This is a genomic window from Ideonella aquatica, from assembly GCF_018069755.1.
GTDB lineage: Bacteria > Pseudomonadota > Gammaproteobacteria > Burkholderiales > Burkholderiaceae_C > Ideonella > Ideonella aquatica.
In genome coordinates, this window is record NZ_JAGQDE010000012.1 from 49509 (window position 1) to 63188 (window position 13680).

The 13680-nt window shown below is 72.6% G+C and carries 15 protein-coding genes; 4 read left to right on the plus strand and 11 right to left on the minus strand.

What is annotated here, in order from left to right; translation table 11 throughout:
* Positions 1-175 precede the first annotated feature (175 nt).
* Together cobA and KAK06_RS14195 are read left to right on the plus strand one after the other, a co-directional pair.
* A complete protein-coding gene (gene cobA, locus KAK06_RS14190; RefSeq protein WP_210802774.1) occupies positions 176-970 on the plus strand; it encodes a uroporphyrinogen-III C-methyltransferase in 795 nt (264 codons plus the stop codon).
* Positions 971-989: 19 nt separating this feature from the next.
* Entirely contained in the window at positions 990-1589 is a 600-nt protein-coding gene (locus KAK06_RS14195; RefSeq protein ID WP_210802775.1) for a nitroreductase family protein, read from the plus strand.
* Here the strand turns inward: KAK06_RS14195 and KAK06_RS14200 are convergent, their stop codons facing one another.
* From KAK06_RS14200 to KAK06_RS14245, 10 genes are all read right to left on the minus strand, one after another.
* Positions 1590-2354 (minus strand): TerC family protein, encoded by a 765-nt coding sequence (locus KAK06_RS14200; protein WP_210802776.1) that lies wholly within the window; start codon positions 2352-2354, stop codon positions 1590-1592. It lies immediately after the preceding gene.
* A gap of 76 nt (positions 2355-2430) precedes the next feature.
* Positions 2431-3267, minus strand: coding sequence for an endonuclease (locus tag KAK06_RS14205; protein WP_210802777.1), 837 nt, complete (start codon positions 3265-3267; stop codon positions 2431-2433).
* A complete protein-coding gene (locus KAK06_RS14210; RefSeq protein ID WP_210802778.1) occupies positions 3260-3682 on the minus strand; it encodes a nuclear transport factor 2 family protein in 423 nt (140 codons plus the stop codon). Before KAK06_RS14210 ends, KAK06_RS14205 begins: the two co-directional genes overlap by 8 nt.
* Before the next feature lie 7 nt (positions 3683-3689).
* Complete coding sequence (locus KAK06_RS14215) at positions 3690-4460, minus strand: SDR family NAD(P)-dependent oxidoreductase (protein WP_210802779.1); 771 nt, start codon at positions 4458-4460, stop codon at positions 3690-3692.
* On the minus strand, positions 4457-4996 hold the full coding sequence (locus KAK06_RS14220; RefSeq protein ID WP_210802780.1) for a DUF3833 domain-containing protein: 540 nt from the start codon (positions 4994-4996) through the stop codon (positions 4457-4459). The genes KAK06_RS14215 and KAK06_RS14220 overlap by 4 nt, the downstream gene beginning before the upstream one ends.
* Positions 4993-6246: an MFS transporter gene (locus KAK06_RS14225; RefSeq protein ID WP_210802781.1), complete on the minus strand. Its 1254-nt coding sequence runs from the start codon at positions 6244-6246 to the stop codon at positions 4993-4995. The genes KAK06_RS14220 and KAK06_RS14225 overlap by 4 nt, the downstream gene beginning before the upstream one ends.
* Positions 6243-6773, minus strand: a complete 531-nt coding sequence (locus KAK06_RS14230) for a chalcone isomerase family protein (RefSeq protein WP_210802782.1) — start codon at positions 6771-6773, stop codon at positions 6243-6245. Before KAK06_RS14230 ends, KAK06_RS14225 begins: the two co-directional genes overlap by 4 nt.
* A gap of 3 nt (positions 6774-6776) precedes the next feature.
* On the minus strand, positions 6777-8000 hold the full coding sequence (locus KAK06_RS14235; protein WP_210802783.1) for an SAM-dependent methyltransferase: 1224 nt from the start codon (positions 7998-8000) through the stop codon (positions 6777-6779).
* A 24-nt stretch (positions 8001-8024) separates the two neighbouring features.
* Positions 8025-8792, minus strand: coding sequence for a DUF1365 domain-containing protein (locus tag KAK06_RS14240; RefSeq protein ID WP_210802784.1), 768 nt, complete (start codon positions 8790-8792; stop codon positions 8025-8027).
* Positions 8789-10090, minus strand: a complete 1302-nt coding sequence (locus KAK06_RS14245; RefSeq protein ID WP_210802785.1) for an NAD(P)/FAD-dependent oxidoreductase — start codon at positions 10088-10090, stop codon at positions 8789-8791. Before KAK06_RS14245 ends, KAK06_RS14240 begins: the two co-directional genes overlap by 4 nt.
* A gap of 210 nt (positions 10091-10300) precedes the next feature.
* Between KAK06_RS14245 and KAK06_RS14250 the strand changes: the two genes are divergently transcribed.
* Both KAK06_RS14250 and KAK06_RS14255 read left to right on the plus strand, forming a co-directional pair.
* Entirely contained in the window at positions 10301-11236 is a 936-nt protein-coding gene (locus tag KAK06_RS14250) for a MerR family transcriptional regulator (protein WP_210802786.1), read from the plus strand.
* A 152-nt stretch (positions 11237-11388) separates the two neighbouring features.
* A complete protein-coding gene (locus tag KAK06_RS14255) occupies positions 11389-12426 on the plus strand; it encodes a GGDEF domain-containing protein (protein WP_210802787.1) in 1038 nt (345 codons plus the stop codon).
* Here KAK06_RS14255 and KAK06_RS14260 read toward each other — a convergent pair.
* Positions 12410-13678, minus strand: a complete 1269-nt coding sequence (locus KAK06_RS14260; RefSeq protein WP_210802788.1) for an alanine racemase — start codon at positions 13676-13678, stop codon at positions 12410-12412. The genes KAK06_RS14255 and KAK06_RS14260 overlap by 17 nt on opposite strands.
* Positions 13679-13680 lie beyond the last annotated feature (2 nt).

The following is a 13680-nucleotide window of genomic DNA, read 5'->3' on the forward strand; positions in this document are numbered from 1 at the left end:
TTCGTTCCTCGAGGAGCAGCGCGTGGGTCGGCCCGTGCACGGTGCAGGGGGCGGGCTCGCCGGGCGGCTGTCCATCGTCGAAGCAGCGAGCGTGGGCATGGTCCCGCCGCCGGGTCGGGGGTGTCCTTGAACTGGTTCAAGGACGGCACCGACCACCGCTCGCGAAGATGCGTCCATGCCCAGAGACCTTGACCATCCACCGCGCCGCCCTGGCACGGTCACGCTGCTCGGCGCCGGTCCGGGCGATCCTGAACTGCTGACGGTGAAGGCCGTCAAGGCGCTGCAGTGCGCCCGCCTGGTGCTGTACGACCACCTGGTCGGCGACGAGGTGCTGGCCCTGCTGCCGCCGGGCTGCGAGCAGCACTATGTGGGCAAGGAGGCGGCGCGCCACGCCTTGCCGCAACGCGAGATCACCGCGCTGCTGGTGCGTCTGGCCCATGAGGGCCGCGATGTGCTGCGCCTCAAGGGCGGCGACGGCTACATCTTCGGCCGGGGTGGCGAGGAGGCCGAGGCGCTGGCCATTGCCGGCGTGCCCTTCCAGGTGATTCCGGGCCTGACGGCGGCGCAGGGCGCGGCCGCCACGGCGGGCATTCCGCTGACCCACCGCGACCACGGCCGCGCCCTGGTGCTGGCCACCGGCCATGGCCGTGAGGGCCAGCCGCTGGACCTGGACTGGTCGCTGCTGGCGCGGCCGCAGCAGACCAGCGTCATCTACATGGGCGTGGCCCATCTGCCGGCGATCTGCGCCGGCCTGGTGGCGCACGGCCTGTCGGCTGACACGCCCGCGGCGCTGGTCGAGCGCGCCACGCTGCCCGGCCAGCGCTGTGTGGAGGGCACGCTGGCCACGCTGCCGGCGCTGGCCGCTGACGCGGGCATTCAGCCCCCGGCGCTGATCTTTGTGGGTGAGGTGGTGCGGCTGCGGGCGCTGCTGGCACCGGCGATGGCCGTGGTGGCACCATCGGGGCTGTGATGCCCGAACGCCACCCTTGATGACCGATGCCCACGATGCCCCGGCCCTGGCCGAACTGTGTGACGCACTGATCCACAGCCGCCAGCACATCGGCCCCAAGCGCCTGGTCGCGCCGGGTCCGGACGAGGCCACGCTGCGCGTGCTGCTGGCGGCCGCGGCCGCGGCGCCCGATCACCAGCAGCTGCGGCCGTGGCGCTTCCATGTGCTGGGCCCGCAGGCGCGGGCGCGGCTGGGCGAGGCCTTTGCGCAGGCGCTGCGGGAGCGCGACCCCGTGGCCACTGAAAGCCAGCTTGCCGATGCGCGCGACAAGGCACTGCGCGGCCCGGTGCTGCTGCTGGCGGTGGCCGATCTGCGCGCCGACGAGCCCGGCGTGGCCGAGGCCGAACGACTGGTGTCACTGGGCGCAGCGATCCAGAACCTGCTGCTGGCCGCGCAGGCGCGCGGCTGGGGCAGCGGGCTGACCAGCGGCCGCGCAATGCGCTCGACCGCTCTGCGCCAGGCCTTCGGGCTGCGGGACGGCGAACACGCGGTGTGCTGCATCACGCTGGGCACCGTGAGCCGCGCCAAGGCGGCGCGGCTGCGGCCCACGGTGGACGAGATCGCGCGCTGGGATCCCTGATCAGTGCCTGTCGGCCTCGGCCGAAGGCGCCTCGTAGGGGCTGTGCAGGTCGACCACCTTCTTCGCCCGCTTGCGGGTGCGGATGTTGAGCATCTCCACGCCCAGCGAGAAGGCCATCGCGAAGTAGACATAGCCCTTGGGCACATGGTGGTCGAAGCCCTCGGCGATCAGCACCACGCCCACCACCACCAGGAAGGACAGCGCCAGCATCTTGATGGTGGGATGGTCCGAGACGAAGCGGCCGATCGGCGTGGCGAACAGCATCATCAGGCCCACCGAGGCGATCACCGCGGCGATCATGATGCGCACGTCGTCGACCATGCCCACGGCGGTGATGATCGAGTCCAGCGAGAACACCAGGTCGATCAGCATGATCTGCAGCAGCACCGCCGCAAAGGTGGTCTTGACGGCGGCGGCGGCGTGGCCTTCCTCGCCCTCGAGCGAGCCGTGGATCTCGGTGGTGCTTTTCCAGACCAGGAACAGGCCGCCCAGGATCAGGATCAGGTCGCGGCCGGAGATCGCCTGGCCCAGCACCGTGAACAGCGGCTGCACCAGGCCGACGATCCAGGCCAGCACCAGCAGCAGGCCGATGCGCATGAACATGGCCATGAACAGGCCCAGGCGGCGAGCAAACTCGCGCCGCTCGGGGGGCAGCTTGTCGACCAGGATCGAGATGAAGATGATGTTGTCGATGCCCAGCACCAGCTCCAGCGCAGTGAGGGTGGCGAAGGCGATCCAGGCTTCGGGGCTTGTCAGCAGTTCCATGCGGGTGGGTCCGTCGGTGGGGGGCGCGATGATAGGTGGCCGGGCTGCCGCCCTGCGGCCATCAGGGACAAGCCGGTCAGAGGGGCACCAGCGTGGCGCCCTCGCGCAGCACGCCGCCGCTGAGGATACGGTAGCTGTCCATGTCGAAGCCCGGCGCGCTGCGGTCCAGCGCGCGGGCGGCCGTCAGCGTGTCGGCGCTGCCCAGGTAGCACCAGTGGCGCAGCACATGCACCTGCTGCCAGCCGGTCTCGTCGCACTCGATCAGACCCACCGCGCCGGGGTGCGGCCACACCAGCAGGCGCAGCGCGGCCAGCGCGGCATGCAGGCGCGCGTCATGCTCGGCGGGCGCTTCGTGGCCGGCACAGACGCCGCCGCAGCGGGCGATGCGGGCACGAAAGCAGGCGCCGCTGCCGCGCCAGGGGCGCTCCAGGCCCAGGCGTTGCAGGCACAGGTGGTGCTCGTCGGCCAGCGAGCGCAGGGCCTGCTGGGCCGCGTGGCGGCTGGCGAACAGGCCGTGGAGGTGCGGCGTGGTGGCGAAGTCCACCCGCGTGGTGTCGACCAGTTCGGGGCGCTCGGCCCCGTCGACCAGACGCCAGGCGTGCAGGTGGCGCAGCCGGCGCAGGCGCTGGTTGTGCAGCGGCTGCAGCTGCTTGACCAGAGCGGCCTCCAGCAGCAGCGCGCCCACCTCGCCGGGCGTGCGGCGGTGCTCGATGAGCAGGCTCTGCGCCACCCAGCGCGCGCTGTCGGGATCGCGCAGGTGCGACAGCACGCGGCTGCGCAGGTGGATGCTCTTGCCGATGTACAGCGGCAGCGTGGCCGAGCGGCCCCAGAACAGGTAGACGCCGGGGGCCTCCGGCAAGGCCTCGGCCTGGGAACGCAGGGCGTCGGCCTGGGCCCGCGGGCCCTCAGCCACGGCGCGCGCGGCGCTTGAGCCAGCGCATCAGCGCGCCCAGCAGCGGCAGTTGCTCGTACAGCTCCTCGGCGGCGTCCCAGTAGTCGCGGTGCAGCGTCACGCGGCCCTCGGCGTCAAAGCGCAGGTGGGTGGCGCCACGGATGCGGCGTTCGGTGTGCTCACCGGGCAGCGTGAACAGGAAGTCCCAGGTCAGGAAGGCCTGCTCGCCGCCATCCACCCGCTCGGTCACCACGAAGCGCGGGCCCTGCAGGCGGCGGAACATGTGCTCGAACACCGCCTCGATCGCGGCAATGCCCTGCACCTCGTTGAACGGGTCCTTGAAGCGGGCGTCGGCGGCGTAGAGCTGCGGCAGCCGCGCCAGGTCGGCGGGCTGCAACTGCTCGTAGAACATGACCAGGTCGTCCAGCGGGCTCATGGGGGACTCAGCGGCGGGTCAGCCGGCGCACCAGCGGAAAGTACCAGGCGTAGGGCAGGCAGCGCAGCAGGTCCAGCCACCATGTGAAGCGGCGCGGGAAGTCGATCATGAAGCGCCCGCGCGCCCAGCCGGCCAGCATGGCCTGGGCGGCCTGTCCGGGCGTGATGACGGCCGGCATGCGGAAGTCGTTGACCGCGGTCATCGGGGTCTCGACGAAGCCGGGCGTCACCACGCTGATGCCCACGCCCAAGGGGGCCATTTCCAGGTGCAGCGCCTCGCCGAAGTGGGTGAGGGCGGCCTTGGTGGTGCCGTAGGCCAGTGCGTTGGGCAGGCCGCGGTGCCCGGCCACGCTGCTGACCAGGCTGAGGTGGCCATGGCCGCGGGCGCGCATCGGCCGCAGCACCGCCAGCGACAGCGCCACGGCGGCGTCCAGGTTGACGGCGCGGTGCTGTTCCCAGCCGCGCAGGCTCAGCTCCCTGGCCCCACCGGGCTCGTAGTGGCCGGCGCAGTAGCAGACCAGGTCGGGCGGGTGGGACGAGAACAGGCGCTCCACCGTGGCCGCCAGCGCGGTGGCGTCGGTCACGTCCAGCGCGATCGGCCGCAGGCCGGGGTGCTGGCGCCCCAGCGCCTGCAGCGCCTCCAGCCGGCGCGCCGACACCGTCACGCGCGCCCCGCGTTCATGCAGCGCGGCTGCCAGCGCGGCGCCGATGCCGCTGCTAGCGCCGACGATCCAGACGTGGCGATCGCGCCAGTCGGCCAAGGGAGGATTGAGGCTCATGGAGATCGGGTGAACGAGATCAGCACCTCGCCGAGTGTCACCCCCCATTTGCTCATCACCGCGCGGTTGAGCAGCACGCGCTCATCGACCAGCCACATCCAGTCGTCAAACTGCACCTCCCACTCGCGGCCGTCGATCGGCAGGCGCAGCGTGTAGCGCCAGTTCAGCGCGTTGCCGGCGGCCTCGCCGCTGGCCAGGCCCACCACGTCGTCGGCCTGGCCCTGCCAGCGGCCATTGCCCAGGTGCTTCAGGCGCCAGACGCGGCGCTGGGTGCTGCCGTCCGAGTAGCTGAAGCGCTCATCGAGCTCGCCTTCCTCGCCCTGCCAGCGGCCGTCGATCTGCACCGTGAAGCGCTTGACGACGCGGCCGAAGCGGTCCTGGAACACGCCGTGGGCCATCACGCGGCCGGCGAAGTACTGCTTCAGGTCCAGCAGTGGCCGCTCGTTGGCCAGGTCAGCGATCGACGGGCTGGCGCAGCCCGCCAGCTGGGTCAGCCCGGCTGCGGTGGCAGCCAGCATCAGGTGACGGCGTTTCATGCCAGATCCTCCGGGTGGGCGGCCCACTGCCGCCACAGCAGCAGCGCGGCCAGGGCCTTGAGCACACAGGGTAGCAGCGCGTAGACCGCGGCCAGCCAGGCCAGCGCGGCCGGGTCGCGCTGGCCCGGCTGGTAGCCCAGCGCGGCCAGCAGCGGCAGCACCGCGCCGGCCGCCAGGGCCAGGTTGAGCTTGGTGACCACCTGCCACCAGCCGACATAGGCGCCGTCGTGCTGGCCGCGGTCACCGGCGCGGCCGATCACGCCCGACAGCAGCGCGCCGGGCAGGGCCAGATCAGCGCCCAGCGCCGCCCCAGCGGCCAGGCACACGACCAGAAACCAGGGCGCGTCGCCGGCATCCAGCGCCGCCGCGCCGATAAAGGCCACGATCGACAAGCCCATGCCAGCCAGCCAGGCGCGCGCCAGGCCCCAGCGCGCCACGCCGCGCAGCCACAGCGGCAGCGCGGCGGCGGCGGCGCCGAAGTAGGCCGCCAGCAGCAGCCCCGGCCAGGGCGCGGCGGCCTGCAGCCGGTCTGCGATGTAGAACAGCACCAGCGTGGCCGGGATCGCGCTGGCGATGCCGTTGAGCGCGAACACCGCCAGCAGGCGGCGGAAGGCGGCCTGCTGCCAGGGGCGGCGCCAGTCGCCGGCATCGGTGGCGGCCACGTCGAGCGGGCGCGGTGCGCGGGTCCAGGCCAGCCAGCCCAGCGCCAGCAGCACGGCGCACAGCGCCAGCGAGGCACCGTAGCCGGCCAGCTCCGGTGTGACCGACGCGGCCAGCACGCCGGCCAGGCCCAGGCCCTCGCGCCAGGCGACGATGCGGCCGCGCTGCAGCGCATTGCCACCCAGCCGCGCGCCCCAGCCCTGGTGGGCGATGGCCAAGGCGCTGGCGCTGCCGCAGGCCAGCAGCAAGGTCAGGGCGGCGCCTGGCCACTGCAGCGCAGCGGGCCAGGGCGGAAAGAAGAGCAGCCACAGCGTGAGGGCCATCACCAGCGCGGCGCCCGCGCCAAAGGCCAGCACGTGGCCGGGCGAGCGCGCATGCAGGCGGTCGACCCAGCGGCCCAGCAGCGGATCGATCAGCGCATCGGCCAGGCGCGAGGCCAGCAGCAGCGTGCCCAGCGCGGCCAGCGGCCAGCCCAGGGTCTGCGCGTAGTGGTGCGGCAGGTGCACATACAGCGGCACGCTGGCAAAGGCCACCGGTGCGCCCAGCAGCCCGTAGCGCCAGCCGGCGCCGGCATCGGCCGCGGTGTTCATCCGGCCTCGGCGAAGGGGCCCAGCAGCGCGCGGCGCAAGGCGGGCTCGGAGGTGCGCGGCGACAGCCAGATGCCGAAGAACAGCTTCGAGAAGCGCGCATCGCGCAGCAGGCCCAGCGAGCGACCATCGCTGCGCAGGAACTCGGCGCCCTCGCCCGGCCGGTGCAGGCCGCTGAGCGATTCGCCGGCGCGCACATCGGGCAGCAGCGCATTGAGCTGGCTCTCCCAGCGCGCCGCCTGGGCGTCGTCGAAGCTCTCCTGGCGGCGCATCTCGGTCAGCGAGCGGCGGGCGATGTCGGCGCCGCTGAAGGCGCGCCGGTAGGCCAGCTCCAGCGCCAGCGGCCGGGCGGCAAAGTCGGCGGCCTTGAAGTCGGGCGCCACCCACAGCCGCGCCACATAGACCTCGAAGCCCCAGACCTTGAACAGCGATTCGCCGGCCGGCTGCAGGCCGGCCTGGCGCGCGCTGGGTTCGTGGCCGTGGGCGGCCAGCGGGGCCAGGGCAGCGGCCAGCAGCGTGCGGCGGCGCATGGCTCAGTCGTCGTGCGCCAGCGTGACGTGCAGCACGTCGATGTCGCCCTGGGTGAAGCCGGCCTCGCAGTAGGCGAGGTAGAACTCCCAGGTGCGCTGGAAGCGCTCGTCGAAGCCCAGGCCGGCGGCCTCGGCGCGCCTGGCCAGGAAGCGCTCGCGCCACAGCGCGCAGGTGCGGGCGTAGTCGGGGCCGAAGGCCATCGCGTCGACCACCTTCAGGCCGGCCGCAGCGGCTTCGCGGCGGATGGCTTCGGGGCTGGGCAGGCAGCCGCCGGGGAAGATGTACTGCTGGATGAAGTCGGTGCCCTGCAGGTAGCGCTCGAACAACTCGTCGCGGATCACGATGCTTTGCAGGCAGACCCGGCCGCCCGGCGCCAGCAGCTTCTTCAGGCTGCGGAAGTAGGTGGGCCACCATTCGCGGCCCACGGCCTCGATCATCTCGACCGAGCAGATCGCGTCGTACGGGCCGTCGGCAATGTCGCGGTAGTCCTGCAGACGCAGGTCGGCCTGCAGACCGGCCTTGGCCAGGCGCTCGCGTGCCCAGGCCAACTGCTCGGTGGACAGCGTCACGCCGGTGAGCTGCGCCCCGGCGCTGGCGGCCGCTTCGGCCAGCGCGCCCCAGCCGCAGCCGATCTCCAGCACGCGCGAGCCGGGCTGCACGCGGGCCTGCTGCAGCACGCGCTGGACCTTGGCGTGCTGGGCCTCGGGCAGCTTGCGCTGGGCGTCGCCGGCAAACCAGGCGGACGAATAGTTCATCGTCTCGTCCAGCCACAGGCGGTAGAAGTCGTTGCCCAGGTCGTAGTGGGCATGGATGTTCTTGCGGCTGTTGGCGCGGGTGTTGCGGCGCATCAGGTGGCGCAGGCGGTAGGCCAGCCGACCCCACCAGCGGCCGAAGATCGCCTCGTCGAGCACCGGCCGGTTGGCGGCCAGCACGCGCAGCAGCACGGGCAGATCGGGCGTGCTCCAGCGGCCGTCGATCCAGGCCTCGGCAAAGCCGATGTCGCCGGACTTCAGCGCGGCCGAGAACGGTGTCCAGTCATGCAGGTGCAACTGGGCGTGCAGCGGCGCGTCATGCGCGCCGAAGTGCTGCACCGCGCCGCCGGGCAACTGCAGCGTGAGCTGGCCGTGTTGCAGGCCGCCCAGCAGACGCAGCACGGTGCGGGCGGCGGCAGGGGTGTCGCCGGGCAGCGCCAGGGACAGCGGGGAGCGCAGGGTGCGGGTGTTCATCGGGGGCCTCTCGATGACAAGGGGTCAGCGGGTGACGAAGCGCGCCGGCGGCGCGGGCTTGGAGCGAAAACCAGTGCGCCGCCACCACAGGCCCAGGGCCTGCCAGTGGATGCGCCAGACGATGCCCAGCGTCAACATCGGGTGGCGCAGCCAGGCGCGGCGCAGTGCGGCGGGGGTGACGGCTTCGAGCGCGCCGCTCCAGCTGGTCTGCAGCAGCGCGCCGTGCGGGTCATCGTGGTCGACACGCACCACCACGCGCGGGGCCTCGCCCGGGCGCTGGGCGCGCAGCAGGCGGAAGCGGTAGCTGCCGGCCACATCGCAGAAGGGCGAGACATGGAAGACCTTGTCGGCGCGCAGCTCCTGGCCTTCGCGCGGGTCGTCCAGCAGGTAGCAATGGCGCTCGCCGAAGGTGTTGTTGACCTCGGCCACCACGGCGCGCAGCGTGCCGTCGGCGCGCTCGCACCACCAGAAGCTGACCGGCTTGAAGGTGTGGCCCAGCACGCGCGGGAAGCACTGCAGCCAGATCTCGCCGTCGGCGTCGGTGATGCCTTCGCTGCGCAGCAGCTCGTCCAGCCAGGCCAGCGCGCCGCCATCCTGCGGGCCGCGGCCGTCGCCGTGGTCGCGGTCCCAGAAGGCGATCGGCGCCCAGCGGTTGCGCGGCAGCGCACCGGGCTGCTGTTGCAGGCTGCGCATCGGCAGCATCAGGAAGGCGCTGGGGTAGGCAAAGGCATGCCGCTGCGGGCGCAGCCGCGTGTGCCGCACCTGGCCAAAGCCCAGCTGGGCGGTGTTCACGCGGCCTCCAGCGCGCGCGGCGGCTGCTCGGCGATGCGCAGCGCCAGCGCCTCGGCCACGCGCTGGCCGGCGGCCAGGCCGTCCTCATGGAAGCCGTAGCCGGCCCAGGCGCCGCAGAACCAGGTGTGGTGCTGGCCCTGCAGCGCGGGCAGGCGACGCTGGGCGTCGATCGCGGCCTGGTCGAACACCGGGTGGGCCACATCAAATTCGCCCAGCACATGCTGTGGGGCGATCGGCCGCAGCGGGTTCAGCGAGACCACCACCGGCTGCGCCCAGGGCAGCGGCTGCAGGCGGTTGATCAGGTAGTGCAGGCAGACCTCGCGCGTGCCCTGGCCGGCACTCTCAAAGTTCCACGCCGCCCAGGCGGCGGGGCGGCTGGGCAGCACCGAGGCGTCGGTGTGCAGCACGGCGCGGTTGGGCTGGGTGCGGATGGCGCCCAGCACCGAGCGCTCGAGCGTGTCGGCCTGCTCGCCCAGCAGCGCCAGCGCTTGCGGGGCGTGGGTGGCCAGCACCACCTCGTCGAAGGCCTCGCTGCCCTGGTCGGTGTGCACCCGCACGCCGCCGGGCAGGCGCTGGATCGCGCGCACGGGGGTGTTCAGGCGCGCATCGGTCAGGCCGGCGATGATGCGGCGCACGTACTCACGCGAGCCCCCCCGCACGGTGTACCACTGCGGCCGGTCGGCCACCTGCAGCAGGCCGTGGTTGTGGCAGAAGCGGATCATCGTGGCCACCGGGAAGCGCAGCATCTGGTCGGTGGGGCAGCTCCAGATGCAGGCCAGCATCGGCAGCAGGTAGTGCTCGCGCAGCGCGGCGCCGAAGCGGTGGCGGTCCAGGAAGTCCTGCAGCGGCTCCTGCAGCGCGGCCTCTTCGCCGCTGTCGGCCAGGCGGGTACACAGGTGGTTGAAGCGCAGCAGATCGCCCAACATGCCCCAGAAGCGCGGGCGCAGCAGGTTGCTGCGCTGGGCGAAGACGGTTGAAAGTGAGTGGCCGCTCCACTCCAGCGTGCCCTGCGCCGTGGGCGCCTGCACCGAGAAGGACATGTCCGACGGCGCGGTGGGCACGTCCAGCGTGTCGAACAGGCGCAGCAGGCGCGGGTAGGTGCGGTAGTTGAACACCAGGAAGCCGGTGTCCACGCCGTGGGTGAGTGGGCCCTGGGGCGCGGGCAGCGTCACGTCGACGGTGTGCGCGTGGCCACCAAAATGCGCGCCGGCCTCGTAGAGCGTCAGCTCGGCCTGGCCACGCAGCGCGTGGGCGACAGCGAGGCCGGAGATGCCGGAGCCGACGATGGCGATTCTCATGTGCAGACCTTCGAGGTGGAGGGGTAGACGGACCGGCCGGGCGCTGATTTGTCGTGGACAGTATCCAACAAATGACCGTTTTGTCCACGACAAAGTGGTCTTTCCCTTGTCGGTGTCGAGGTTTGGACTCGACAATGCGCTCATGCAGAGCCTTTCTGTCCAGGCGCGTGAACGCGCTGCCGCCCCACCGGGCCGGCGGCAGGAGCGGGCATGAGCGACGCCCGCCACGGCATTGCCGACATCGAGCGCGAGACCGGCCTGGGCAAGGACACGCTGCGCGTTTGGGAGCGTCGCTATGGCTTTCCCTCGCCCGAGCGCGACGCCCAGGGCGAGCGCCGCTATGACGACGGCCAGCTGCACCGCCTGCGCCTGATCCGCCGCCTGCTGGACGCCGGCCACCGGCCCGGCCAGGTCGTGCCGCTGCCCACCGAGGCGCTGGTGGCCCTGGGCAGCCAGGCGCCGGCCGGCCGCCGGCCGCGGGCGCGCCATGCCCAGACGGCGCAGGGCGTGTCCGGGCTGGATCCGCAGTGGCTGGCCCTGGTGCGCGAGCACCGTCTGGACGCGCTGCTGGCCGGCCTGCGCCAGCAGTGGTTGGCGCGCGGCCTGGTGGCCACGCTGGAAGAGGTGGTGGCGCCGCTGGCGGCGCAGGTGGGCGCGGCCTGGGCCCAGGGCGAGCTGTCGGTTTACCAGGAACACCTGTTCAGCGAGGCGGTGGAGGCTGCGCTGCGCGAGGCCACTGCCGCGCTTTCGCCCGGCACCGCGCCGCCACTGCGGCCGCCGCGCGTGCTGCTGACCACGCTGGCCGGCGAGCTGCACACGCTGGGCCTGCTGATGGCCCAGGCGGTGCTGGCGCTGGAGCGCTGCGACACCGTGATGCTGGGCCCCAACACCCCGGTCGACGAGATCGCTGCGGCTGCTGCGCGCCTGCAGGTGGACGCGGTGGGCCTGGGCACCAGCAGCCATGTGCTGCCGCGAACGCTGCGTGCCGACCTGGAACGCCTGCGCGCCGCGCTGCCGCCCGCGGTGGCGCTGTGGGTGGGCGGGCCGGCGCAGGCGGCGCTGGGGCGCACGCCACCCCCTGGCATCCAGTGGGTGGGCCGCGTCGGGGGGCTGCAGGCGCTGGTGGAGTCCTGGCGCGGCACCTGATCTGTCTCAAGCAAACAGCCGGCGGGCCGATGTATCACCGAGATACCCGCTCGTTAAGGCCGATGTCCAGCAGTCTTCAGCCCCACGTCCCTGCGTGCCAGCCCTGGCTGGCTTGGCTGTGGGCCGGCGCCCGCGGCGGTGCCAGTGTGACGATGCAGCGCAAGATCATCCAGGTCAACCTGGGCGCTGCCGGCGTGCTGCTGACGGTGCTGAGCTACTTCGTCTACTACCAGTGGAGCGGCAACTCGGCGCTGGTGCGCACGGGCTGGGCGCAACTGCCCTTCGGGCTGGCGTCGGTGCTGGTGTGGCGGCTCAACGCCCGCGGCCACGACGTCTGGGCGCGCTGGGCGGTCTTCGGTCTGGCGGTGGGGGGCACCTTGGCCGCCATCCTGGCCGGTCTGGGCTCGGCGCTGGGGGCGCAGGTCTACTTTCTGCTGTTCGCGGTGCTGACGCTGGCCTTCTTTCCCCTGACGCAGTGGCGCTCAGCGCTGCTGTTGTCCACCTTGAACGCGACGCTGTTCTTTGCCTTCGAGCGCTGGGGCTGGCCGGCGCACCCGGCGCTGTTCGAGCTGCCCGAGACCACGCGCCAGTGGCTGTCGTCCTCGCTGGTGGCCGGCTGCATCGCGGTGGCGATGGCCCTGACGGCGATCAGCGAATGGGCTGCCGACCTGAACGAGCAGCGCCTGCTGGAACTGGCCGGCACCGATGTGCTGACCGGCCTGCGCAACCGGCGCGCACTGCTGCAGTCCTTGGCGGGCGAGGTGGCGCTGGCCCGGCGCAGCCAGCGCCCGCTGTGCCTGGCGGTGCTGGACCTGGACCACTTCAAGAGCATCAATGACCAGCATGGCCACGCCGCGGGTGACCAGGTGCTGCGCGAGTTCTCGGCGCTGATGCGCAGCGAGCTGCGCGCCTACGACACCTGCGGCCGCCTGGGCGGCGAGGAGTTCGTGGTGCTGATGCCCGACACCGACCTGGCGCAGGCGCTGGCCAGCATCGACCGCCTGCGCGCCACACTGGCGCACAGGCCGCTGGCCTGGATCGATGAGTCGGTGGAGCTCACCGTCAGCGCCGGCGTGGCCAGTCTGGCCGACACCAGCGATGCCGACGGCGCCAGCCTGCTGCGCGCTGCCGATGAGGCGCTCTACCAGGCCAAGCGCGACGGCCGCAACCGGGTCAGAACCGCGTCGTGACCGCGCCGGTGACGCGGTAGCCGCTGTCCACCAGCGGCAGCCAGCGCCACTTGTCGAAAGTGGTGCAGGGGTGCGAGATGCCCAGGCCTACCAGGTCGCCCACGCGTGGCGCTGCCTCGGCTGCGCTGGCGTCGAAGCGCAGGTAGGCGTGCTGGTCGTTCAGACGGCTGATCTGCCAGTGCGCGGGCGCGGCCTGGGTGACGGCGTCGCCCACCCGGGCACGCCACAGCGGCAGCGGCAGGTCCATGTCGAAGGACACATCGCGCTTGCCGCAGCCCAGCAGCGCCAGCCCCGGCTCGGGTACCGATTGCACCGCGGCCAGCACCTCCAGCGCCGGTTGCAGCGTGGCCGTCTGGCGCAGCCGCAGGCCCAGACACTGCAGGTGGCGGTGGTAGTGCAACTGATCGTGCGTCAGGTAGCAGCCCGAGCGCAGCACGCCGCGCACCGGCACGCCCAGCTCAGGCTGCAGCCGCGCCGACACCAGATCGAACACCGAGGAGCCGCCGGCGCTCAGGATCAGCGGCTCGTCGCCGCTGTCAAAGGCCTGCTCGGCCAGCAGCGCACGGGCCAGCGCGTCCAGACGGTCCATCAGCGCGTTCACCGCCGGCACATCGATCGCGTCGTTGCAGGTGGCCAGCGCGCCCTCGTAGCACTCCAGGCCAGCCAGGCGCAGCGCCGGGCTGGCGGCGATGCGCTGTCCCAGCGCCAGCGCCTCGTCATGGCCGCGCGTGCCGGTGCGCTGGCCGGCCAGGCCCAGCTCCAGCAGCACGTCAAAGCGCCGCGCGGTGCCGCGCGCCGCCTGCCAGGCCTCGATCAGCGCCACCTGCGCGATTGAGTCCACCAGGAACCACAGGCGCAGCCCGGGGTCGCGATCGAGCAGTCCAGACAGCGTGTCCAGCTCGGCCGCCTGCACCACCTGGTTGGCGATGATGATCCGCGGCATGCCGTGCCGCGCCGCCTGTGCCGCCTGCCAGGCGGTGGCCACGCTCAGGCCCCAGGCGCCGGCCTCGCGCTGCAGCGCCCACAGCTCGGGCGACATGCTGGTCTTGCCATGCGGCGCCAGGCTCAGACCGCGCTCGGCGCAAAAGTCGCGCATCCAGGCCAGGTTGTGGCGCAGCGCGTCCTCGCGCAGCACCGCCAGCGGCAGCGCCAGGTCGCCGCGCAGCAGCTGCCAGCCCTGGGCGCCGATGGCCGACAGCGGCAGCGGCGGGTGCAGCGGCGGGAAGCCCTTGAAGTCGTGGTCGATCAGCATCG

What these genes read in the sequence shown, in the direction of transcription:
- cobA (WP_210802774.1), top strand. Translation starts at nt 176, where the DNA reads ATGCCCAGAGACCTTGACCATCCACCGCGCCGCCCTGGCACGGTCACG.
- KAK06_RS14195 (WP_210802775.1), top strand. Translation starts at nt 990, where the DNA reads ATGACCGATGCCCACGATGCCCCGGCCCTGGCCGAACTGTGTGACGCA.
- KAK06_RS14200 (WP_210802776.1), bottom strand. Translation starts at nt 2,354, where the DNA reads ATGGAACTGCTGACAAGCCCCGAAGCCTGGATCGCCTTCGCCACCCTC.
- KAK06_RS14210 (WP_210802778.1), bottom strand. Translation starts at nt 3,682, where the DNA reads ATGAGCCCGCTGGACGACCTGGTCATGTTCTACGAGCAGTTGCAGCCC.
- KAK06_RS14215 (WP_210802779.1), bottom strand. Translation starts at nt 4,460, where the DNA reads ATGAGCCTCAATCCTCCCTTGGCCGACTGGCGCGATCGCCACGTCTGG.
- KAK06_RS14220 (WP_210802780.1), bottom strand. Translation starts at nt 4,996, where the DNA reads ATGAAACGCCGTCACCTGATGCTGGCTGCCACCGCAGCCGGGCTGACC.
- KAK06_RS14225 (WP_210802781.1), bottom strand. Translation starts at nt 6,246, where the DNA reads ATGAACACCGCGGCCGATGCCGGCGCCGGCTGGCGCTACGGGCTGCTG.
- KAK06_RS14230 (WP_210802782.1), bottom strand. Translation starts at nt 6,773, where the DNA reads ATGCGCCGCCGCACGCTGCTGGCCGCTGCCCTGGCCCCGCTGGCCGCC.
- KAK06_RS14235 (WP_210802783.1), bottom strand. Translation starts at nt 8,000, where the DNA reads ATGAACACCCGCACCCTGCGCTCCCCGCTGTCCCTGGCGCTGCCCGGC.
- KAK06_RS14245 (WP_210802785.1), bottom strand. Translation starts at nt 10,090, where the DNA reads ATGAGAATCGCCATCGTCGGCTCCGGCATCTCCGGCCTCGCTGTCGCC.
- KAK06_RS14250 (WP_210802786.1), top strand. Translation starts at nt 10,301, where the DNA reads ATGAGCGACGCCCGCCACGGCATTGCCGACATCGAGCGCGAGACCGGC.
- KAK06_RS14255 (WP_210802787.1), top strand. Translation starts at nt 11,389, where the DNA reads ATGCAGCGCAAGATCATCCAGGTCAACCTGGGCGCTGCCGGCGTGCTG.
- KAK06_RS14260 (WP_210802788.1), bottom strand. Translation starts at nt 13,678, where the DNA reads ATGCTGATCGACCACGACTTCAAGGGCTTCCCGCCGCTGCACCCGCCG.